The organism is Nostoc sp., from assembly GCF_036917355.1.
Taxonomy (GTDB): domain Bacteria; phylum Cyanobacteriota; class Cyanobacteriia; order Cyanobacteriales; family Nostocaceae; genus Nostoc.
Genome location: NZ_JBALDP010000070.1, coordinates 29,507 through 52,903, shown reverse-complemented (window position 1 = coordinate 52,903; position 23,397 = coordinate 29,507). Strand labels below are relative to the sequence as shown.

Annotated in this window: 21 protein-coding genes; 10 read left to right on the top strand and 11 right to left on the bottom strand. The window is 40.4% G+C overall.

Features of this window, described 5'->3' with window-relative positions; all coding sequences use genetic code 11:
• Window positions 1–55 precede the first annotated feature (55 nt).
• Window positions 56–1,366: an aminopeptidase P N-terminal domain-containing protein gene (locus tag V7K53_RS23000; protein WP_335199861.1), complete on the bottom strand. Its 1,311-nt coding sequence runs from the start codon at window positions 1,364–1,366 to the stop codon at window positions 56–58.
• Window positions 1,367–2,252: 886 nt separating this feature from the next.
• Here V7K53_RS23000 and V7K53_RS22995 point away from each other — a divergent pair.
• Window positions 2,253–3,494, top strand: a complete 1,242-nt coding sequence (locus V7K53_RS22995) for an FG-GAP repeat domain-containing protein (protein WP_335199860.1) — start codon at window positions 2,253–2,255, stop codon at window positions 3,492–3,494.
• A 91-nt stretch (window positions 3,495–3,585) separates the two neighbouring features.
• On the opposite strand, the gene V7K53_RS22990 is transcribed toward V7K53_RS22995, so the two are convergent.
• From V7K53_RS22990 to V7K53_RS22955, 8 genes are all read right to left on the bottom strand, one after another.
• On the bottom strand, window positions 3,586–4,353 hold the full coding sequence (locus tag V7K53_RS22990; RefSeq protein ID WP_335199859.1) for an MBL fold metallo-hydrolase: 768 nt from the start codon (window positions 4,351–4,353) through the stop codon (window positions 3,586–3,588).
• A 3-nt stretch (window positions 4,354–4,356) separates the two neighbouring features.
• On the bottom strand, window positions 4,357–4,956 hold the full coding sequence (locus V7K53_RS22985) for an anthranilate synthase component II (RefSeq protein WP_335051501.1): 600 nt from the start codon (window positions 4,954–4,956) through the stop codon (window positions 4,357–4,359).
• 360 nt (window positions 4,957–5,316) lie between these two features.
• Window positions 5,317–5,772 (bottom strand): diacylglycerol kinase family protein, encoded by a 456-nt coding sequence (locus V7K53_RS22980; protein WP_335199858.1) that lies wholly within the window; start codon window positions 5,770–5,772, stop codon window positions 5,317–5,319.
• Between the two features lie 153 nt (window positions 5,773–5,925).
• Window positions 5,926–6,453, bottom strand: a complete 528-nt coding sequence (ybeY, locus tag V7K53_RS22975; protein WP_335199886.1) for an rRNA maturation RNase YbeY — start codon at window positions 6,451–6,453, stop codon at window positions 5,926–5,928.
• 39 nt (window positions 6,454–6,492) lie between these two features.
• Complete coding sequence (locus V7K53_RS22970; RefSeq protein ID WP_094350437.1) at window positions 6,493–6,648, bottom strand: DUF3285 domain-containing protein; 156 nt, start codon at window positions 6,646–6,648, stop codon at window positions 6,493–6,495.
• A 130-nt stretch (window positions 6,649–6,778) separates the two neighbouring features.
• A protein-coding gene (prfB, locus tag V7K53_RS22965) for a peptide chain release factor 2 (RefSeq protein ID WP_334840900.1) occupies window positions 6,779–7,901 on the bottom strand; the annotation gives its coding sequence in 2 pieces (ribosomal slippage) (window positions 6,779–7,828 and window positions 7,830–7,901; 1,122 coding nt in all).
• A gap of 118 nt (window positions 7,902–8,019) precedes the next feature.
• A protein-coding gene (locus V7K53_RS22960) for a PCRF domain-containing protein (RefSeq protein WP_335199856.1) occupies window positions 8,020–9,151 on the bottom strand; the annotation gives its coding sequence in 2 pieces (ribosomal slippage) (window positions 8,020–9,075 and window positions 9,077–9,151; 1,131 coding nt in all).
• A 140-nt stretch (window positions 9,152–9,291) separates the two neighbouring features.
• Window positions 9,292–10,020, bottom strand: coding sequence for a Bax inhibitor-1/YccA family protein (locus tag V7K53_RS22955; protein ID WP_335199855.1), 729 nt, complete (start codon window positions 10,018–10,020; stop codon window positions 9,292–9,294).
• Between the two features lie 532 nt (window positions 10,021–10,552).
• On the opposite strand from V7K53_RS22955, the gene V7K53_RS22950 reads away from it, so the two are divergent.
• Complete coding sequence (locus V7K53_RS22950) at window positions 10,553–11,338, top strand: RNA polymerase sigma factor SigF (RefSeq protein WP_229498888.1); 786 nt, start codon at window positions 10,553–10,555, stop codon at window positions 11,336–11,338.
• 71 nt (window positions 11,339–11,409) lie between these two features.
• Here the strand turns inward: V7K53_RS22950 and bchD are convergent, their stop codons facing one another.
• On the bottom strand, window positions 11,410–13,443 hold the full coding sequence (gene bchD / locus V7K53_RS22945; protein WP_335199854.1) for a magnesium chelatase ATPase subunit D: 2,034 nt from the start codon (window positions 13,441–13,443) through the stop codon (window positions 11,410–11,412).
• Between the two features lie 94 nt (window positions 13,444–13,537).
• On the opposite strand from bchD, the gene V7K53_RS22940 reads away from it, so the two are divergent.
• The 4 genes from V7K53_RS22940 (at window position 13,538) to rnc (ending at window position 17,122) form a co-directional block, all read left to right on the top strand.
• Window positions 13,538–14,125, top strand: a complete 588-nt coding sequence (locus V7K53_RS22940) for a Uma2 family endonuclease (protein ID WP_335199885.1) — start codon at window positions 13,538–13,540, stop codon at window positions 14,123–14,125.
• 395 nt (window positions 14,126–14,520) lie between these two features.
• The gene (locus tag V7K53_RS22935; protein ID WP_335199853.1) at window positions 14,521–14,949 is read left to right on the top strand and encodes a hypothetical protein; all 429 of its coding nucleotides are present in this window, start codon (window positions 14,521–14,523) and stop codon (window positions 14,947–14,949) included.
• 548 nt (window positions 14,950–15,497) lie between these two features.
• Window positions 15,498–16,298, top strand: a complete 801-nt coding sequence (locus tag V7K53_RS22930) for an NYN domain-containing protein (protein ID WP_335199852.1) — start codon at window positions 15,498–15,500, stop codon at window positions 16,296–16,298.
• A 137-nt stretch (window positions 16,299–16,435) separates the two neighbouring features.
• Window positions 16,436–17,122 (top strand): ribonuclease III, encoded by a 687-nt coding sequence (gene rnc / locus V7K53_RS22925; protein WP_335199851.1) that lies wholly within the window; start codon window positions 16,436–16,438, stop codon window positions 17,120–17,122.
• 254 nt (window positions 17,123–17,376) lie between these two features.
• On the opposite strand, the gene V7K53_RS22920 is transcribed toward rnc, so the two are convergent.
• A complete protein-coding gene (locus V7K53_RS22920) occupies window positions 17,377–18,378 on the bottom strand; it encodes a DMT family transporter (protein ID WP_335199850.1) in 1,002 nt (333 codons plus the stop codon).
• A gap of 744 nt (window positions 18,379–19,122) precedes the next feature.
• Here V7K53_RS22920 and V7K53_RS22915 point away from each other — a divergent pair.
• From V7K53_RS22915 to V7K53_RS22900, 4 genes are all read left to right on the top strand, one after another.
• Window positions 19,123–20,088 carry a chlorinating enzyme gene (locus V7K53_RS22915; RefSeq protein ID WP_335199849.1) on the top strand — a complete coding sequence of 322 codons (966 nt, stop codon included), beginning with the start codon at window positions 19,123–19,125 and terminating at the stop codon, window positions 20,086–20,088.
• Between the two features lie 206 nt (window positions 20,089–20,294).
• Window positions 20,295–20,582 carry a phosphopantetheine-binding protein gene (locus V7K53_RS22910; RefSeq protein WP_335199848.1) on the top strand — a complete coding sequence of 96 codons (288 nt, stop codon included), beginning with the start codon at window positions 20,295–20,297 and terminating at the stop codon, window positions 20,580–20,582.
• Between the two features lie 197 nt (window positions 20,583–20,779).
• A complete protein-coding gene (locus V7K53_RS22905; protein ID WP_335199847.1) occupies window positions 20,780–21,562 on the top strand; it encodes a thioesterase II family protein in 783 nt (260 codons plus the stop codon).
• Between the two features lie 127 nt (window positions 21,563–21,689).
• Window positions 21,690–23,240, top strand: a complete 1,551-nt coding sequence (locus V7K53_RS22900) for a peptide ligase PGM1-related protein (protein WP_335199846.1) — start codon at window positions 21,690–21,692, stop codon at window positions 23,238–23,240.
• The last annotated feature ends 157 nt before the right edge of the window (window positions 23,241–23,397 follow it).

Below are 23,397 nucleotides of genomic sequence, written 5' to 3'. Positions count from 1 at the left end.
CTCATAAGCTTTTTAGCCTATTTTGTCACCCCGTCAGGTTCTACCATCGCCATTTCTATCTTTCGATTTCATCTATTTCTTTGGGAACCCCCGCAGTTAACACCTCATGTCCCCCAGGTGTAACTAACACATCATCCTCAATCCGAATGCCAATGCCAACCCATCGAGGATCGGTCTGTGGCTGGTCTTCTGCTAGTTTAGTATCTGGCACAATATATAGTCCCGGTTCCACTGTCAAAATTTGACCTGGTTGTAAAATCTGTGGTTTGTCTTCACCATGCTGATAAACACCGACATCATGGACATCTAAACCTAACCAATGACTGGTGCGGTGCATATAATATGGTTTATATTTCTCTTCTTCAATTAACTTATCAATTTCACCCTTGAGAATGCCAAGTTCGACTAAACCTTCTGTGAGGACGCGCACCGCTGTATCATGAACTAATTTAAAGGGATTACCTGGTTGCACTTGAGCGATCGCTTGTTTTTGCGCCTCCAAAACAATGTCATACAAAGTCTTTTGTTCTGGCGTAAACTTACCTCCCACGGGAAATGTTCGGGTAATATCCGAGTTGTAATAACCGTAAGCACAACCGGCATCAATTAGCAGTAATTCTCCATCCTGCATTTGACGATTATTTTCAATGTAGTGGAGTACGCAAGCATTGACACCAGAAGCCACAATGGAAGGATAAGCTGGCCCCATTCCACCCCGCACTCGAAAGATGCGTTCCATCTCCGCCTGGATTTCGTACTCATAACGTCCCGGTGCGGCGATTTCTTGGGCGTAATTGTGTGCTTCAGTGGCGATCGCAGCTGCTTGACGCATCAATTCCAATTCAGCTTCGCTTTTGATCAATCTCATGCTATTGAGGACAGGGCCAGTATCTTCAATAGCGATCGGCCCAGTACCGCGCTTCGGATAAGTCCGCAACAAACTTTGGTAATGTTTGAGGATTTGATCGTTAAAAGTGCGATCGCGTCCTAAGTGATAGTAAATCCGGCTGGCTTTTTCTAAATACTGCGGTAACTTTTCATCTAACTCGCTAATCGGGTAAGCTTCATCAGCACCATAAATTTCCTTGGCTGCATCTACCCCACAAAGATAACCAGTCCATACTTCCTTTTCGCGATCCTTCGGTTGAACAAACAGCACAAATCGATGTTCCGAATGATGCGGCGCTAACACTGCCACTGCTTGTGGTTCATTAAAACCAGTCAAGTAAAAAAAATCACTTTCTTGACGATAAACATACTCGACATCGTTGTGCATCACTGCCATTGGCGCACTGCGAAAAATGGCTGTACCATCACCAATTTTTGCCATTAACTGCTCGCGACGCTGCCGATATTCTGCTTGCATAGTTGATCTACTTTTAAAAGTATTGTATTATTTGACACTTTTAACAACTAATAGATGCCCAGATGATGCCTCCTAATAGTTGCTAATTTAAGTTATTCTAACCAATATTTGTTTCCACTTAAGTTATACAGCAGAATACAGAATTCAGGAGTAAAACAAGCTTTATAACTGGCTAACAGACTTAGCTGGTTTCCCTCACCAACTTGAAATCTGCTGTAAATTATTGGAACAGAATTAATTATCTCGAAAGGCTCAGTTTTCCTACTTTTTAAACGATTCAGAAATCTTGTTGTTATCGAATAATTGAGGATATTCATGAAGTTAAATAAGTTTTAAACGTTTATTTTATACAAACTTTGTGATTTCAGACATTTCACAATACATAGTAAAAAATATGTCTACTCAACCCCTAAGAAAAAAAGCGATCGCTTACGTAACCAACAAAGAGTTGCAATGATTCGCTTAATGCTGAGAAGACTCGCTTAATTGAATTGTTTAATACTTTTCAAACATCCTCTTAGGAAGAATGTAGCGTCCGCTTCTATTTTAATTAAGTCTGTTAATTAAACATAAAATAAATTTCTGATTTATAGGTACATTTTTGATACAACCTTCAAATGTCAAAGAACATAGATAACAAATGATTATTTTATCTATAAATAATCACATATAAATCACAAAATATATTTTACAATTGCTTATATAGAACTTGAAAATTTTAGAAAAATAGTTTAAAACAAACAAAGATTTATCTTAAAAGAGTGACATTAACAAAGAAAAAATAGTTATAAAGAAATCTTGAAACCCAAGTAAATGTTATTTCGTTACAGAAAGAGATTGCCAAAAAAAGTTAAAAAAATATGACAGCCAATAATAAAAATTCACCATGCCTGAAAATCAAAATTCCTCACCCTTAGCTTTGAATACATCTCGATTAGCATCAGATTCTTTTGCAAAATCACAAATCTTGACAGATTCTTTTAAGAGTTTAAATTATGATTTGGGGTTTGGAAATAAGAGTTCTTTTCTAGCACTAGAAAGTCAACCGGTAACTGCGCCTGTTAAAACGTCAGCAAATCCCAATCCTAATCCATACTTAACTAGTGCGGCGATTACTCCTGACTTTAACGGTGATGGTAAAACAGACAAAGTTTGGGTCAATTCTTCAACTGGTGAGATTATCATTCGGTTGATGGATGGCACAAAAGTTATCGAACAGGGTTCTTTGGGTCAATTTGACCTATCTGCCTATGATTACAAAATTGCTGACTTCAATGCTGATGGCAAAACCGACTTCTTATTACGCAATAAGACAACCGGTGAGAATAGCGTTGTCCTGATGGATGGCACCAGAGTTGGTAATGCGGCTGCTCTAAGTAGCGTCGATCCAGCCTGGAGTCCTCAGATTGGAGATTTCAATGGCGATCGCAAAACCGATATCTTCTGGCATAATGCAACCACCGGTGAGAACGCTATTTGGGAGATGGATGGCACCACTGTTCTGAATGCAACTGTTTTAGACACTACAGACGCAGCACTAACTCCTACCATTGTTGATTTCGACGGCAATGGCAAGAGCGATATCTTCTGGCGCAATCAGACAACTGGCGATAACGTCGCTTGGTTTATGGATGGTACGCAAAAGACTGACTTTGCTCTACAATCACAAGATGCCGCCTGGACTTCTAGCCTTGGTGATTTCAACGGCGACTTTAAGACAGACATTCTGTGGAGAAACGCTCAAACAGGTGAGAACAAGGTTTGGACGATGAATGGTATCTTAGTCACAGAAGGTGCTTTGGGTACACTTGACTCATCCTGGACTTCCAAAATTGGTGACTTCAACGGTGATGGCAAGACCGATATCTTCTGGCACAATGGAACCACAGGTGCGAACACAGCTTGGTTGATGGATGGCACAACAGTTGCGACTGAAGCTTTCTTACCAGCTAATAACGCGGCCTTGACACCATCTCTTGGTGATTTCAACGGCGATGGCAAGACTGATATCTACTGGCGCGATCAGACAGCAGGTACAGACAACATTTGGACTATAAATGAAACGACAGCAGTTGAGACTCCCATCAGCGACGCAGATAAGCTGACCGGAGAGTGGTATACGTTCTAAAATCAGAATTCAGAATCCTGAATTCAGGAGATGGAGGCAGGAGTCATTATTTTCCCCCTGCTTCCTCTGCTTCTTTCCCAATCCCCTTTATTCAAAATTTGTAACTCAAAACCTGAATTTCCCCCTTTTCCGGCAAATCTTTAGGGCTAATGGAAATACTATCTCCATTACTACGCCGCACTGTCATACCTTGCATCAGGGTCAGAAAATTATCCAATGGCGAAAGATCGCATTTAGCAGCATCAGCCGCTTGTGTACGGTAATGAGTCGGAATCACTAACTTGGGATTTAATACTTGAACAGCCTGCTTTGCTTCCTCAGCATTGTAGGCTTTTGCACTGCCTCCCACTGGAATAAATGCCACATCGGGACGCCCCATCAAGATTTTTTGCTCAATGGAAATGGGTGCAGCGGCTCCTCCTAAGTGTAGGATATTAATTCCGCCTTGCTTCCAACTCCAAGCGGTATTTGAGCCAAACTGTCTACCACCCTTGCGATCGTGGTCTATGGCAACTCCTTGGAATTTAATGCCTTTAAACTCATAAACTCCTGGTTCGTAGATCAGTTTTGCATTTCCCGGTAGTACATCCACAGCACCTTCATCAAGCAGTTGGCTGCTAATCAGTACTAAATCTGCTGCAACTTTTGGGGGACGATACCCAGCAGTACAGCCGACCGTCCGAAATGGATTGACGAGAACTTTCGCACCACCACCAGTAAAAAGAAAGCAAGTATGACCCAACCACTTAACTGATAAACCGCTAGATTGTGCGTCAGCTTGAGATTTAGAACCCAAGTTAGTAACCAAAGCTGTTACCAACCCCGCCCCAGCATAGCCCATCAACTGTCGTCGTTTCATTAATTATGCTCTTGACTGTAACTGTTCCAGAAAATTTCGTAATAACTGTTTTCCTGAAGCTGTCAGGACACTCTCTGGGTGAAATTGGACGCCCTGAATGTGAGGATAGTTCCGGTGTCGCACTCCCATAATGGTGTTATCTTCAACCCAAGCGGTGATTTCTAACACATCTGGGCAAGTCTCACGTTCGATTACCAAACTATGATACCTAGTGGCGATTAGAGGATTTTCTAATCCCCGGAAAACCCCCACTCCAGTGTGAGACACTTGAGAGGTTTTGCCATGCATCAACTCTGGAGCAGGAATTATTTTACCACCGAACACTTGACCAATGCTTTGATGTCCCAAACAGACACCCAAAATTGGTAACTCTTGTCCTAGCTGTTCAATCAATTCTAAAGAAATACCCGCATCTTCCGGGCGACCAGGCCCAGGAGAAATAACCACAGCTTCCGGTTTTAATGCCCGAATCTCATCTATGGATATCTTGTCGTTACGAAAAACTTTAATATCATCTGCCACTGGGAACTCTGATGCCAATTCTCCCAAATACTGCACTAAGTTATATGTAAAACTATCATAATTGTCAATAACTATAATCAAAGCTTATCACTCCTGGTTTTACCACTTATCAGTTGCAAAAAGCATAGATAAGTATCTCATGCTATTTGTTCGTTAGATGTAAAAATAATACTGACGTAGACGTGTAAGTATGAAGCGGCTACTCTACGGCCACTTTTTAAAGATTACCAAAATCCTTTAGCCAGGATGCTTGCCGCGTTGGCGTAGCCCTTCTCCTGTCGGAGACGCTGCGCGAACGGCTGCGCTCAGGAACCACCCGTCGTAGACATCACACAACTTAAATTTTAAATATATTCTACAAAGGGAATCGGACAGAGTGTGATTCTCTTAATGAGTCACTTGGCGATACCTGCGGTAAATGCTAGCCTACGCAAATCACGTCTACAAAGCCGATATAATTAACTTTACCAGAGGAGGGAGCAATAGCGTACCTGCTACTAGCATCGCTACGAAAGCAGAGACAAGCACTGCACCAGCCGCACAATCTTTAGCAATTTTTGCCAAATCATGGTATGTCTGCTTAACGGTTAAGTCCACAACGGACTCGATCGCTGTATTGAGTAACTCTAGTGCCAAAACTAAACCACTAGTTATACCAATTACCGCTATTTCCACCGCTTGCAGATGCAAAAAAACGCTTAAAGCGATTGCCAAAGCACAAACACTTACATGGATACGAAAATTACGTTGAGTTTGAAAACTATAGCTGATTCCAGCCCAGGCATATTTAAAACTAACAAATAAATTAGAGGCTACTTTCCAGGAGAATTCCCGTTCGTTAGACACCAGTGTTTGTAACGAGGTAGGCGTTGGTGATGGAGAAATTTTTTGGGACATAGACTTAAAAACACAAGAACAGAGTTGCTACAGTGGGGATATTCGCCGATCTTAATGGCAGAATTAACTTTGAGGCAATCTTTAGGCAATTTTCCACAGAAGTATTATAAAAGTATTACCCAAAATTGACATTAAGAGATACTTCAACTACTGCTATTCGATGTCAATAGCAATACCTATTGTATTCAGCAATCCCACTTGCTGTTTTAACATTCGCTCCAAACTTTTTTCATCAGGATGATCCCAGCCCAAGAGGTGCAATAAACCGTGAGCAGCTAACCAGGCTAGCTCGGTTGGTAAGCTATGTTCCTGTTGTTGAGCTTGGCGTTTTGCTGTATCTACAGACACAATAATGTCACCTAAGTATAATGGGACAGAGGCAAGCATTTCTTTGCTTTGAGGAAAATCCACCTCCAAAGCTGCAAAGGCTAAAACATCTGTCGGCTTATTTTGCTGACGATATTGAGCATTCAGTTCTTGAATTTGTAAGTCATCTGTTAAACGCAACCCGATTTCATAACTTGGCGCTGGTGGAATCTGAGGCTGAAGTATTTTCAACCAGTGATTAAACCAGTTTTCCCAAGTTTCAGGAGTAATTCGGTCATCAGTCTCGTCAATTTTTACAGATGTTGTCGGGGACAACTCATAAAAATACTCCTCCACATATAGTTCAACTCTCAGGGGCACACAGTCTCCTTGTCTGAGGTTTACGATTTGTCGTTAGTGAGTGAGGTAAGCAAGACCAACAAGCAGAGCTAAAAGCCCTACAGCAGTCAATCCAAAATGCTTTAGGGAAGTTCCACCCTTCCGCACCATGTTTCGCATGGCGAGTTTGACGTAGCTAGGTTGAGGTTCTGTTGAAGGTGAGTTGCTCATAGTTATTTGTCTACAGACTCTTTTATAACTGTAACAGTTGGTCTGGGATAGAATTGCGATCGCCAATATATTGCTAAGGCGTTTCTCAGTGAAACGCCTTAGCAATCGGGGTGTTATGTAACGAGTGCCTCTATGCTGGAGTGTTTTCTACCAGTTTATTTTCTTGGCGCAGATAAGCTTGGATGAATGTATCAATTTCGCCATTCATCACATCGCCAATCCCTGTTGTTTCCGTGCTTGTACGCAAATCTTTTACCATTTGGTAAGGGTGAAACACATAGTTACGGATTTGGTTGCCCCAAGAGGCTTCCACCATATCGCCACGAATTTCGGCAATTTCTTGGGCACGTTGCTCTTTAGCTATAACCAACAGTTTTGCTTTGAGGCGATTTAGGGCTTTTTCTTTATTTTGCAGCTGCGATCGCTCTTCTGTACAGCGCACAGCAAGACCCGTGGGAAGGTGAACAATCCGCACCGCAGTTTCTACTTTGTTGACGTTTTGCCCACCTTTACCACCAGAACGAGTTGTGGTGATTTCCAAATCTTTATCTGGAATATCCAATTGCACAGAGTTATCAATCTGCGGCATCACCTCCACCCCTGCAAAACTGGTTTGTCGCTTGCCGTTAGCATTAAAAGGTGAAATTCGCACTAAGCGATGTGTACCCATTTCTGAACGCAAGTAACCATAAGCATAGCGACCAGTAATTTCTAGGGTTGCCGATTTTATTCCGGCTTCATCACCCTCCGACTCTTCAGCTAAAGTTACCTTATAGCCGTGAGCTTCGCCCCAACGGGTGTACATCCGCATCAGCATAAACGCCCAGTCTTGAGCATCTGTACCACCAGCACCAGCACTAATCGTCAGTACAGCACCTTCCGCATCATAGGGCCCAGAAAGTAACTGTTGTAACTCCCACTGATCCAGGTCACGATTCAGTTTAGTGATGGTAGATTCTGCTTCTTGGAGTAGTGCCTCATCGGTTTCTAACTCCAACAATTCAACAACTGCCTTAGTATCTTCTAGATTGGCGTGCCAGCGATCGTATTGCTGGAGGTGGGCTTTCAGGTCGTTGAGTTCTTGTAGCGTTTGTTGTGCTTGGGTTTGCTCATTCCAAAATTCTGGTTGAGCGGATATTTTTTCGAGGTCTTGAATTTTGGCTGTCAGTGCAGGTACGTCAAAGATAGTCCTGGGTTTTACCCAGGCGGCCAGACAACGTTTCGATTTCGCGTTTGAGTTCTAGGACATCCATAATGCTTGCTGAATGATAGATAGAGCGCTTTGGATTGGAAAATTGCTCTTTTTATGTTTCTTGATTTTAGCTGTAGTTGGGCAAATTTTTTCTGCACAACTTGTATAGGTTACAAAAGTTACTTGAAATTATCAAGCACTTCCTTATCCCCTGAAGTAGTAAGATATAGCTGTTGCAGATAGGCTTTGATAAACAAATCAATTTTACCGTCTAATACTTCTGTCGCAGCAGGTGTTTCTACATTAGTGCGTAAATCTTTCACCTTGGTGTAAGGATGCAAGATATATTCACGGATGAGCTTGTTGTATAGAGATTTTATTAGCCGAGATTGAATTTCATCAATCTGGACACCTTGGGCTAGTGCAATCGCAAACAGTTTACTCTTGAGAATAGCTAAGGCTTTCTCTTTGTTTTGCATCTGGCTGCGCTCCTCCTTGCAAAATACACTAATCCCAGTAGGAATGTGAAACACCTGCGCCCATGTTTCTGGGCGGTTGACATTCCCTCGATCGCGCGGCAAAGTAATTTCTAAATGCTTCTCTGGAATCTCAAAATCAACAGACTCATCTAAAATCGGACTGACTTTTACGCTGGCTAGGCAAGTATGCCGTTTGCCATTGCTATGAACAGGAGAAATTCGCTCTATTCTTGCATGAGTTCCTTGTTCCGATTTTAGCCAGCCATAAGCATAACGCCCTATAATTTCCAGGGTGGCATGTTTGAACCCTCCTAAATCACCTGCTGACTCTTGCACTAGATACACTTTATGGTTATGATTTACTGCCCAACGATGGTATAGCTGTAATAACATAGCTGCCCAGTCTTGAGCATCTATACTTCCAACCTCAGCCGTAATTGCCAAGAATGCCCCCTTTTGGTCGCAGGGAGCGGACAGGAATTGTTCTATTTCTAGTGTTTCGAGTTCTTTTTGGAGTTGAGTTAGGTTGGTTTGCGCCTCTTGCAATAATTCTTCATCAGCAGATAATTCTAGTAGTTCTAGTGCAGCTTTGATATCTTCTAGAATGAAGTGCGATCGCTGATATTGTTTCTTTTTAGCGTTGAGTGAATCAATTTCTTGAAGTGTCTGACGGGAAGTGACGGAATTATGCCAGAAAGTAGGTTGAGAAACTAATTGATTCAAGTCCTGAATTCTTCCACTCAGTTCTGGGAGGCTAAAGACAGCCTTCAGCCTTGGTCAAGATATTAGACAACTTTTCTACTTCAATTTTGATATTTAAGAGTTCAAGCATAGTTTTGCTCACTTGAGGCTTAACTTATCTAGATATTATACTATTAAAACTATTAAAACGATGAAAAAACCGTGGTTGCTAAAAATTAAACCACGGTTTTACTTTAGAAAATTTTACTTATGTTTAGTGCCTACAGGCAATTAATCGCGGCCATTGATGGCAATTAGCAACCGCAAGATAAAGACAAACAAGTTGATGTAAGTTAAGTACATCGACAAAGCAGCAGGCAGATATTGGTCATCGCTGTAAGTGCGGGGCAAGATGTAGAAATCGACAACAGAAACCCCAACAAACAGGAATACTCCTAAACCGGAGATGGCGATTTCTAACCAATTTGGCGTGTAAACACCAAACATGGCAAACCCGAATTGGGCGACGCACACAACCACCAAGGCAATGACACCAAGATTGATGGTTTTCGTCAAAGCCATACCATCTTGTTCAGAAAGATTTGACCCAATTTGACGGGCAGCAATAAAGGTCACACCACAACCAAGGGCAGCCAATCCAATGCCTTGAATGCCAACACCTTGGGATCTCAAGGCGACAAATACCAAACCACTGAGGGTATATCCAGACAATAGGCTGTAGGTTGCCAACAGGGGTAGTGCAAGACCCTTATTACCTTTTTGGGCAACATTTTGGGCAACAAAGAACAAAATTAACTCCAAAATCACCGCACCAATGAAGGTGGGAAAGAATATTTCCGGGTTAGTACGGATAACTCCCAAACCGCCGTAGGTTCCTAATGCCGTTAGCACCAATCCACCACCGACGTAGGGGAGGGCGTTGGCAATCACATTTGGGCCAACTAGGGCGTGAGATTTAGCCTCACGGATAGCTTCACGAAAATTACTGGTATTGCTCATATTGAAAAACTGTTTTTTAGGAAAACGTTCTGCTTATTCCTATTCTTACCAATCTTTGCGGTTAACGGACAAGGATTTAATATCGTTGCCAAATCTGAAGGGTGGCTTTGTTGTTGAAAATTAAAGTCGTCAGTTTTTGAGGATTTCACAGCCTCTTTAGTACTGATAGCATACTCTTTACCCTTGATTGCAACCTATTTTGCGATTAATTCAGTACCGATTCACTTGCACTCAGTATGACAGATGCGTATTAGGTCAGTCATGCATTTTTCAGCATAAATAGCTAGTTTTTGTTGCAAAAGCTAAAGATTATTTACCATTCAAGAGTTATATAAAAAGCAAAAATAACTTGTAACAGAGAGGTTCGCAAAATCATGCGTACAAATACTGAATTGTGGAGTTCGACCCCTAACAAGTTCAGTGAAACGACGATGGCTTATTCTTCCCTGACTCAGCAAAATAATAACAGCTTAGAAGAAAATATACGCAACTCCATTTTCTCAGGAATAGGAGTTACAACAAGGGAATGTATATGGCAACAAGTGAGTCCTCTTTACGAACTGATGGTATAGAATTATTGCACTTGTACCACCAGAATCCTTCTATTAAACTTCGTAATAAACTTGTACAGTTACATACTGGCTTAGTACGGAAGATGGCTCATAAATTCAGCCATCAATGTAATGAACCTTATGAAGATTTAGAACAAATTGGGTATTTTGGTTTGATTAGGGCTATTGAGCGTTTCGACCCTAGCCAAGGATATGCTTTTAGTTCCTTTGCAGTGCCATATATTCGCGGTGAGATGCTGCACTTTTTGCGCGATCGCAGTACTCTATTAAAAATTCCCCGTCGTTGGCAGGAATTATATAATGAAGGACAAAAGATTCGCAAGGACTTGTCAATCTCTTTAGGTCGCCCGCCCAAGGATGCTGAAATTGCCAGCCAACTTCGGGTATCTGTACAAGAGTGGCAGGAAACCAAGTTAGCTGCTCAAAACCGGATGCCCTTGAGTTTAGATGCAACCGCAGTTAACTATGTTGATTGCCAAATAACCTTGGGTGAGGCACTTCCTTGTCCTCGCTCTCATGTGCTTCTACAACAAGAAGAAGAACGCCAACAACTCCAAGGCGCAATCAATATGTTGGAAGAAAAGCCCCGCATGGCAGTTGAAATGGTATTCTTGAAAGAACTTTCTCGCAAGGATGCTGCTAAGAATATTGGTACTAGTCCAATGACAGTAACGCGCTATCTGCAAAAGGGAATTCAAGATTTGATTTGTTATTTGCAACCACAGGTAATGCCCACTGGGTCTTGATGTTATTAGTCAATGGTCAGTGGTTAGTAGAAAAGCAACTGACAAATAAATGACAAATAAGTAATAACTAATTATCTAGATTTTAAATCAGCGATCGCACCTTTGGTCATAGCAGCAATAGCTTGGTCTGTCGCTTTCGGCAAATGATAATATTTACCGCCTGCTGTTTGCGATAATTCCTTAGCAAAACCCGTGGACACAAATTTACTTTCCGTATCAATTACTAATAGTTGCATTCCTAAAGCACGTATTCTCGCAGCAATTTCTAATAATTCTCCTTTGATATCTGGCTTTTCTCCTGGTTCTAGCTGTTCGCCCAAAGAACGCGCTAAGGGAATATTACCCCGCCCATCGGTGATTGCAACAAGGACAACTTGCCCAATATCTCCACTCATCTGAGCATTTAAGCCGACGCGTACAGCTTGAGTTAAACCATGCGCTAAAGGCGAACCCCCACCACAGGGCAACCTTTCCAAACGGTTACGCGCCAAAGCAATAGAACGTGTTGGAGGCAATAATACCTCGGCCTGTTCTCCCCGGAAGGGAATTAATGCTATTTGGTCGCGGTTTTGATAAGCTTCAGTCAACAGTTGCATCACCGCACCTTTAGCCGATTGCATTCGATTCAGAGCCATTGAGCCGGAAGCATCTACCACAAATACTACCAACGCCCCGGCTTTGCGTACCAGGCGTTTCGAGCGAATATCAGGCTGTTCGACAATAACTTTTCTATCTGGTTGTCTTTCTCTGCGTGCTTTTTGATAAGGAGCAGCCGCCCTGAGAGTAGCATCTACTGCAATACGTCGCGCTTTCCCCTTGGGCAACATCGGCTTAATGTAGCGTCCCCTGTCATCGGAAAAAATGACACTGCGACTACCAGATTTACCTTGTCGCTTCGCCATTTGAGTAAAATACAGTACGTTGTCATCAAGGATTACCCCTTCTGGATCAAAAATGAATTCTTCCGGGATGCTAGGGGGTTCTTGCTCTTGATTTTCTTCCTGTTCTTCTTGTTCTTCTTGTTCCTCTTCAGATTCGTCCTGGGGTTCTTCTTGATTCTGTTGCGGTGGGGGTGGAGGCGGTGGTGGCGCTTGATCTGGTGGCGGTGTCTGCACAACTGTGGCGCGTGGTACAATTACCAATTCCACAGCACGGCGCAAATCTTCGGCATTAACTGTTGTTCGTCCCTCTAAAGCTGCGGCAGCCTTGGCAACCCGCGTGGCGAATAACTCGGCGCGATGTCCCTGAACTCCGCCGCGAATTGCCTCATCTACTAAGTAGGCAATTTGTTCGTGGGTGATGATTACTTCTTTCAACCATTCCCGCGCCAAGATGATTTGGGTTTTGAGGGAGTCTAAATCTTCGTTGTACTGTTGGAGAAAGTCTTGGGGAGATTTAGAATAAGCGATCGCAACTTCAACTGCTTCTACTCTTTGATCTAAGCCGAGTACACCGTCAGCAGAAAGTGCGATCGCAATTCTATCTAGCAGATGCTCTCGTAATCCGCCTTCTTCTGGATTATAGGTGGCAATAAATAGGGATTTGCACGGATGTTGAAAACTAATCCCTTCCCGTTCGATCTGGTTGCGTCCCTCAGATAATACTGTTAAAAGCTGATTTGATATTTGATCATCTAATAAATTAATTTCATCTACGTACAGTACACCCCGGTTGGCTGTAGCGAGTAAACCTGGCTGAAAAATAGTATCACCTTGCTTTACCGACTTTTCAACATCTACTGAACCGAGGAGTCGGTCTTCTGTGATACCTAGAGGAATTTGTAAAAAAGGCGCGGGGATAATTTCGACGGGAATATCTTGAATGTCTTTGTCTGCGTACTCCGCCAATAGTTGATCGTCCCATTCTTCTGGGTGGTTGGGGTCGCAATTACTGATTGAACCTTTGACAACTTCTATCGGCGGTAGTAGAGCGTGGATAGCACGAGCCATTACAGATTTTGCCGTACCGCGACGACCTGCGATCGCCACTCCCCCCAAACCAGGATCGACTGCGGCTAATAGCAAGGCTAATTTAATTGCTTCTTGACCGACTACGGCTGTCAAGGGAAAAGCAGTGATGGTGGGATTGATAGTAGGCGCAGGCATTGTTTGCTTTGATAGCGAGTCTCGGCCTTTAGCATACCAATTTCTGACACATTTAGAATATAAGTGCGATCGCATTGCTTTGGGAGAAAGATTTATGAGTATTGCTCAGGCTAAACGCTTCACACTAGATGAATACCACAGGCTTGGAGAATTAGGCTTTTTCCATGAAGATGACCATATTGAATTAATCAACGGGGAAATTATTGAAATGGCATCCAAAGGTAAAGCCCATGAAACTTGTTTAAGAAAACTGTGGAAGGAACTCCCCAAAATACTAGGAGACAAGGCTACTTTGCAATCTCAAGCTCCGATTGCTTTGCCACCTAACAGTGAACCTGAACCAGATTTTGCGATTCTTCAAAACCGTGCTGATGATTATCTATCGGCTCATCCTAAACCTGCTGATGTTTTTTTGGTAATGGAGGTTTCAGATTCTTCTTTAGCTTATGACCAAGATGTGAAAATACCTCTTTATGCTCAAGCGGGTATTATTGATTATTGGATATTCAATTTATTCGATAATTATTTGGAAACTTACAGTGAACCATATCAGGATAACCAAGGCAGATATGGTTATTCAAATAAGCGAATTTTCTTGTCAAATGAGGTAATAACTTTTCCCTGCTTCCCTGATTTGTATCTTGATTTAGCTAGGGTGTTTCCGCCAAAGCTGAATTTTTAAACTTTTCTATAGAATTCAATTATAAGAGGATGTTTGAAAAGTATTGGGCGAATATAATTCGCTACTACACTAGCGTTGTCCACCTCCGTGGACTAATACAAAATCAAGGTTTTTAACCCACGAAGGTGGGTTTTGTTTGTGTAGCCGCACCTGTGCCAGGGTGAGTAATAAATTAGACTTGTTCATTCAACCTCTAAGAGAAAAAAGTAAGTTTTATGGCTTATAGTGATTTTAAACTTCTTGAAGTTATTGATTGTTTTGGGTTAGTTATCCACGAATCATCGGGACTATTCGCAAATGTACAGGAGCAAGAGTGTAGTGATTTATTATCTACTATTCTGAGGCAAAATGTTGATTTAGCAGTAGCGAGAAGTTCCTAAAAAGCTCGAAGTGAAATGATAATCAGTCCAATTTTATTAGAGATTAGACGCAAATTTAATTATGAAATTAGCTTTTTTTCTGGAGTTGACTTTACTGTTGATAGCCAACGAGGACTAAATGGCTTTTGTGATTTTATTTTGAGTTTTTCTACCGAGCAGTTGCTGGTGCGTAGCCCGGTGATTGTTTTAGTAAAAAGTAAAAATGAGAATTTGAGGTTTGGTTTAGCGCAATGTATTGCTGAAATGGTAGCGGCTCAGCTATTTAACGAGAGAGGTGGAAATCAAATCAAAGCTATATATGGTGCTGTTACTATCGGTACTATCTGGCAATTCCTCAAGCTTGAAGGTAACGTAGTTTCGATTGATTTGAGTGAGTATTATATTAAAGATATTAAGAAAGTTTTAGGTATTTTGTATGGTGCGATCGCTCAAAGTAAACCGTAAATTATTTATTAACTAAAAAAATGGTGGTTGTGAAAGAATACCATAGATGATTCTTAAAGTTGATGGATAACAGGCGATGTCTTACGACAAGCCGCTACGCGTCTACGGTTTTACGAAATCTTTATAAGTAACTATATTGACAATACGGCATCAGATATGAAAGTATGTACTTAAGACAGCAAAAGAACTGCACTCTAAAGCGTAGGTTTTTGGTGTTGTCTCAGCAGCAGAATTCCTAGTTTCCTGCCGAGCTTCATGTTGTTCCTTCGGCTGAATATTCAGCCCAATGTCAGGTCAACTAATTGGCTAGACTTTCAATTGGAAGACAAGATGTTTGGATAAATATTCAGGGGAAGGTGTGACGCGAAACTTGCTAGGAAACTGGGAGTTCTACTGCTGAGACTTAAACCAAACGAAAGCGACGGTAGAGAGCTTTATTGCAGGGTAGTACTTTTTGAGTACAAACTCCTCATATAAAGCCCCGCTACTGCTAGATGTGTAATTTGTTCAAGCTGTCCAGTTCACCAAAGAATACTGGATGCATTACAATGAAACACGCTGATAAGTCTTCCAAAAAACAAACTAACCAGCAAAAAAATTCTGTCGGTATTTTTGCCGATATTCAGAACGTCTCTTCAATTAAAGGAAAGGGTGATTTGTTGCTTGAATTTGCCCAATCCAAGGGGCGTATAGACTGCAAAAATGTCTACTATAATTCACACTACAGAAACCAAGTTAGCACCAAAAATGAGCTAGAAATTCTTGGTATGAAGTGTGTTGATGTTCCTGATAATTCAAATAATAGTGCAGATTATCGATTGATCGCTGACTGTGTTCAAGCAGTTGCCTTTAATCCTTCTCTAAAAACAATTATCCTATTTTTAGGAGACTGGGACTATGCCGGCTTAATTTGTATTCTAAAATCTTTGGGTAAAAAGGTGATAATTTTTGCTCAAAGAGGTAGTGCTAGTCCAAATTTAATTAAACTAGTTGGTAATGATAACTTCTACTTTGTAGATGAATTACCTCAGCTAGTTGGCAATAGCAATAAGACTCAACCTCAAAACACGGCTCTTATATCTCAGATTAATTGCAAAGATGCCATAGAGTATCTAATTGAAGCTATCAAAACTGCCTCAAGGCAAGGTAAGCCTACCGTATTTGGTCACATTGATAAATTGATGCGTCAACGTTGTGCTAACTATCAAGGATACTTATCTATTTCTACAGATGATGGCAAGAAATTTAAGAGTTTTAGCCAGTTTATTGATGTTGTTGTAAAAGATGGCAAAGTCAAAAAGCAAAATCAGCAGTTATTTTTAACTGAGTTAGATATACTGGCTGCCTAAAATAGCTTTGAAAAACCCAGCTGAATAAAAAACTGGGTTTTCGCAAGCACCGCGATTTGCGGTTTTTTCATGTCTGAACAAAACAACACTTGTAAACTCTCCCAACAGTGAATTTCTGCAACAAAATATAAGATAAAATGCACAAACTTCTAATATTCCATAATGAAAAACTTCTACGCCGTGCGCTTACCCACCGTTCTTACGTTCATGAAAACCCAGGAGAAGGCGAACACAATGAACGCCTAGAATTTCTCGGTGATGCTTTACTGAATTTCTTAAGTGGCGAATATCTCTATGGTCGTCATGCAGAAATGGGAGAAGATGAATTAACCCGACGGCGTTCGGCACTGGTAGATGAAAAGCAATTAGCAAAGTTCGCTGAGGAAGTGGGTTTAGACTTTAGAATGCGGTTAGGAAAAGGCGCAATTCGAGACGGAGGCTACCAAAATCCTAATTTGCTCAGTAGTACTTTTGAAGCAGTTCTTGGTGCTTACTATTTAGATAATGAGTCCAATATTGAAACAGTTCGCGCAATTATAGAACCACTATTTGATTCTGTAGATCCTAAGCACATAATTGTACCCCGTTCTAATGTAGACTCAAAAAACCGCTTTCAAGAATGGGTGCAACGCAACATTACTCCAAATCCCCCTAAATACTTCACAGAACAAATAGGAGGCCCTTCTCATGCGCCAGAATTCATAGCCAAAGTATTGGTAGATGAAAAAATTTACGGAGAAGGTAAAGGACGCAATAAAAAAGATGCTGAGAAAGCTGCTGCTGAAGATGCACTAGCTAAGTTGAAAAAACAAGGTTTGTTGTAGAGTTTATGGGTTTAGAAACTTTGATAGTTTTAAAATTATAAGCTTGCTAACATGGAATTTTAAGTATTAATTTAACCTGAGTTCAACAAACCTTTCCCGACCTTTGACTCAAGTTCAAGTTTCTCCCTCTCCACATTAAAGAGGGACAGATTTTGCGTAGTAACACCAAAGAGAGGTCTTTTGATTAGGCTGATGCGACGGACATTATATGACCTAATCTGACGAAATTTTTCGCCATCAATGGTTTCCTTTATCTAGCTCCCACTTGATTCACTTACTATATCTTCCGCAACAATTTTCATTTCTGCCTTATCAGATCCCTGACCAGTTTTAGCCAAGTATATACCAACTAAAACTATGGAAAAAATTAGCATATTGACTAGACTTAAACTTTCAGCAAAGATGAACCAGGCAAGTATAGTCGTAATAATCGGCTCCAGCAGCAGGAACAGAGAAGTAAACCCTGAAGAAAAACGCTTGATACTATAAATCAGTATTCCTGCACCAATTACTTGACATACAACAGCTAAAAAAATAACGGCTAACCATCCTTGTAAGGAAGAAGGGAATAATCGATTCTCTGTGAATAGAACTACTGGAAAAGTTAAAAAGCTTCTCAGTAAACAAGACCAAATTAATATAGTAATCGTAGGAAACTTGACTCTCAGTTTTTCTGACACTAAAAAATTTGCTGCATAGAACACAGCAGAGAGTAAAGCCCAAGCATCACCGATGAGGTTATGAGCAGCGATGTGTAAATCTTGAATACCAATAGTGAGTGCACCCCCCATAGCAAGAGCCATTCCCATCAGAAATTTTCTATCAAAGTAATGGCCCAATAGCAACCACCCTCCCAGAGTAGTGAAAACAGGTGTTAAATTATGCAATAAATTAGCGTTGGCAACGCTAGTCTCAGTTAAAGACCAACACCAGGAAATCTGGGAAATAGATGTTACAATAGCCGATACTATTAAAAGTAATACATCTTGTAGTGTATAAGTATGTTGTTGTGTGGGGGAATTACCGGAAAATTGAGAAACGAGTGACTTGATTCCCTGCAACAGTCCTAGTACAACAAAGGATATCCAGAAGCGATTGAAAACCGTGGCGTTAGGGCCGATATCCTGTTCACTCCATTTGATTAAGATTGCCGCAAAGGACAGGGTTAATACTGCTACGAATAATAAAATAACTGGTATTACCTTTGATGTTGATTTGGCCTCTAGTTCTGACAAGACTACTTGATTAGTTACCATACTAGTTTTGAGAAAAAATACTTTATCAATTAATATCGAAGCGAAAGCGATCAATAAAACGTAACGCTAAACTGAGATGTTACACAATAGGATACCCACTCTTGATTAGCAAATTTATGACTTAAAAGTATAAGGGAGTTTATTTTTGGGGACAGACTAAATATTAGTATTTAAAGACCTAATTTAGCAGGCATTTTGGGTTTAGTATTGGAAATTATTTCGATGCTAAGTAATGTTTTAATAGGATTGTTCTATTTTTTACTTAATTTTAAAAAGATTAGAATTCATATACTTACCATGTAACTAGCCAATAAGTTAAAGTTATCACTTTTCTCTCAATTTATAAATTTTGTTTTATCTACAATTATTAACTGTCCTATCTTTCTTAACTGTCTTATCTGTCATTGCATTTTCACTCAGAAGCTGAGAATATATACAGGCGTATATGCAAATCATATTGTATATATCAAGCAATGACGCATAAGCGTAGCCAACCATAGACAACGTTAGCTTAAAAATTGTGTTCACAACCCCGATTTGATAAATTGTTAAGCACAATTGCTTATTTACAAATACTTGATGCTCTAAAATCTTCACCAATTGTTGGTGCTAGACGATTCGGTTGTGTAACCCAAAAAAAAGTACCAGTTCCCTATCTTGGAGTAAATTGTTGATCCCTGTTTTTTCATCTCTGTTGATAAATCCAGGCATATTTCTGGGAAATTCGTATTAGGAAATCATTGAATGTTCAACACTCAAGCTACATTGCAAACATTTTCTTTGACTACAGAAGAACTAGCTAATTTTCATCAACGTGGTTATGCTGGGCCTTTTACCTTATATGAACCTGAAGAAATAAAAGCATTATGGCAAAAGGTTCGGCCACAATTGTTTAATAGAAAACAGGCTGTATATCATCAGGAAATTGCAGTTTCAGGAGTCACAAATATTGCGAACTACGATCGCCATCTTGATGTTGACTTTTTAGCTGAACACGTTTGTCGTCCAGAAATCACTGATAGAATTAGCAGTATTCTAGGGCCCAACGTTCTATGCTGGCGCTCTGAGTTCTTTCCTAAATATCCTGGGGATGAGGGAACTGATTGGCATCAGGCAGATACCTTTGCAAATGTTAGTGGTACTCCTCAAATTGTCTGGCCAGAAAATGATAGTTTTGGAGGCACTATAACTGCTTGGACAGCTTTTACTGAAGCAACCATAGATAATGGTTGCCTTCAATTCATCCCTGGTACCCATAGTACAATGTACTACGATGAAACTAAACAGATGCACTACGATCCAAATCAGATAAATCAAGTCGAAAAAGAGGGTATTAAACGCGGATTTCATGGGTATGACTATCGCCAGTTGCAAATTAATCCAGATTGGAAACCAGATGAATCCAAGGCTATATCTTTACAGATGCAACCTGGCCAGTTTATTTTGTTTTGGTCAACCCTAATGCACGCTTCGCACCCCCATAGAGGTAAAACAAAAGAGATGCGATTGGGCTATGTCAGTCGCTACGTTCCGACTTCAGTCAAGATTTATCCTAACTCTGACTATTTAGATGAATATGGAGGGCGGGTAAGTCTGGAAAAATATGGTGCGGTATTAGTATCTGGTAAAAATGATTTCAATTACAATCGCATCGTTACCCATACAACTAAAGGTAAGCCATTCAACACTCGGTTTGCTGAATTAGAGTAACAACAGTTATCTGATATAAATGTGTAATTTGAGATAGGTAAGTTAAGGTTAACAAATCGAACGACTGATGTTATAAAATGTGAAGTTAATTAATGCCTTAAAAATAAATAGCTTCACAATTTTATAAAACTAAACATACATCGATTTGATCGTGCCAACTTAATTTAGTTGGAAGATTGGCTAACTCACATAAAGAGGCAAATTTGATGCAAGAAATTGTTGAGCAACTCAAAAAAAATAACATGGGCTTAGAGCCAGTTACACAAACAGAGAAAAGTCTTGCTGATATCTGGATCGAGATATTTGGTATATCTGATATCAAGCTGGACTCAGATTTCTTTGACTTGGGAGGTAATTCCCTAACTGCAATTAAACTGCTGAGTCGCATTGAAGATATTTATGGTGAGGATGTATTGTCGCCTGATACGCTTTTCTCAACTGGACAATTGAGACAGCTTGCTGCTGCCATTGATGCTGCTCTTCAAGAAAAGTAAACATAAAACGGAATCAGTTACACATCTTAGGGCTATTTCATTCTCAAATATCACGTTTTATTGTAAGGTGTTGATTTTCATCAAATTGGTATTTTTGAGGGTGAGATTTAATTGCTAAATTGTTGTGAAAAACAACAATATTCGTGAAAGCAGCCCTTAAAACTAGAATGAAATAGCCCTAGTAAATATATACTGAGATGACATATATCCACCCACGCACTAATAGTCAGACGAATAATCCTTGGTTTGCTTGGCTAGACCCTCGAAAAGATTCATTGATGCGACTATTCTGTTTTCCCTGTGCTGGTGGAACCCCAAGTATGTTTTGTAACTGGTCTAACCAATTGCCAAAACATATAGAGGTTGTTGCTGTTCGGCTCCCTGGTCGGGATATGCGTATTAAAGAAACTCCATTTTCAGAGTGGCCACTTTTGCTCAGTGCTGCCGAACAAGCACTAGATCCATATCTTGATAAGCCTTTTGCTTTCTTCGGTCATAGTTTGGGCGCACGGCTCGCTTATGAATTGACTCGAAGACTACAGGAGAAAAAAAAGTCGTTACCAAGGCAATTACTCATTGCTGGATGTAGATGTCCGCATATTCCTAGTCCCAAGCCATATATGTATGATTTACCTGAGCAAGAATTTCATGAGTGTTTGCAGAAAATGAGTGGAACTCCGCCAGAAGTTCTGGCAGATCGTAGGCTTATGGCTATGCTTGAACCAACTATCCGCGCTGACATGAAATTGGCAGAAGTTTGGGGAGGGACTGTCAAAGAGCTACTCAACGTTCCGATCGCAGCTTTCAGTGGATTGCAAGACGATATCGATCCTCCCGATAAAATGGTGGAATGGAAGCGCTATACTAGTGTGGATTTTACCTTTCACACCCTTTCTGGAAACCACTTTTTTATCCGTTCTTCTGAGGCATTGCTGCTCGATCTCATCGCTAATATTTGTGGTTTAGCAGCCGGAGCTTAATTGCTTTACTCTTTTTTAGCTTATTATTTATCTTGATATTTTGAGGTGGATTTTAATGGCTGTTAGCCACACAACTACAACCAAATATTCTCAGGGTAGTTAATTTTAAACTTGTCAATTATAAAAAATGAAAAGTTTGGACAATAGTTTTTCTTCAGAGTCAGAACAATTCCGTATTCTTCAAACTCGATTACCCCATCACGGTTTAGAACTAGAAGACTTTGGTGATGAAGAAATTGATATATTAGTAGTTCCTTCCATTAGCTTGAATCAGGAGGATGCACAGACAATTCTTGGTATTCAGCATTGGGAAGAACGGCTTTTGCCTTACTTAGCTTTACTGAAATATCCTAATATCAGGTTAGTTTATGTCACTTCACAGCCTTTACATCCAGCACTAGTTGACTACTATTTGCACATATTGTTAGGAGTGACATTTTCCAACTCTGATATTAGCGATCGCTTGATATTCTTTTCAACTTATGACTCTTCTTTTAATCCATTAAGCAGCAAAATTATAGAACGCCCTCGCTTGATCCAACAGATCCGTCAGGTGTTGAAACTTGAGAAGTCTCTGATGCTGTGTTACGTCTCGACATCTTTAGAACGAGAATTATCTATTAAACTCCAAGTCCCTTTATTTTCTTTAGATCCCGATCTTCAGTATTGGGGTACTAAAGGTGGAAGTCAACAAATTTTTAGGGAGTGTGGTATTTCTCATCCAGACGGTAGTCAAGTTGTCTGGAATATCAAAGATTTAGCAACAGTAGCAGCAGAATTGTGGAATCGTCATCCCAACTTAACCAGAATGATGATTAAACTCAATGAGGGTATTGGAGGTCTCGGTAGTGCCATACTTGACCTGACAAAAGTTCAGCATCTTGCATCGAAAGACACAAAACAAGTAGAAAAAGTAGAAGCTATTTACAGTCAGTTTGACTCTGTTACCTTTCAAAATAAATCAGAAAACTGGGCTAACTTTATTAATCGTATCCAAGAACAGGGTGCAATAATTGAGATATATATAGACGGAAACGAAAAACGCTCACCAAGCGTTCAAGGCGTGATTACACCAGATGGAGAAGTTAAAATTATCTCCACTCATGAGCAAATTTTGGGCGGTTCAGATAGTCTACTGTTTCAGGGTTGCACTTTTCCTGCTGATGTGGCGTATCAACTGGAAATACGAGAATATGGGTTGAAAATCGGAAAAAACTTGGCTCAAAAAGGAGTCATAGGTAATTTCAGTATTGATTTTCTTGCTGTTCTTCAATCAGATGAAATTGGTACTTCTTGTTGGAACTGTCATGCAGTTGAAATAAATCTGCGAAAGGGAGGAACTTCCCACCCATTTCTGCTCTTAAAATTTTTGACTAATGGTTATCACGATATCAATACAGGGTTATTTTATAGCAGAAAAGGCTTGCCAAAATACTACATTACATCAGAACAAATTCACGAACGTAATAGCTATCGTGGATTGTTACCCGATCAACTGATAGATATAATGACAGTTCAGAAGCTTCATTTTAACTCCAACACAGAAACTGGTACTGTTTTTCACATGATGGGGGCGTTATCTGAATTTGGAAAAATAGGCATAACTAGTATTGGCAACTCATCTCAAGAAGCAAAAAACCATTTTGATAGAGTTATGAAAGCACTGGAAGAAATCTAGCTGAGACTTTTGGTCTGAGACTGCATAAACTTATACAATTTAATTTTATGTGCTTGCAAACTTCAATCATTATGTGGAAGTAGATAAGACATCTCCGAAACAGAATATGAAAGCCTTGTGCAATCAGGATAGATACCTGATTTACAGATTTGAAGTT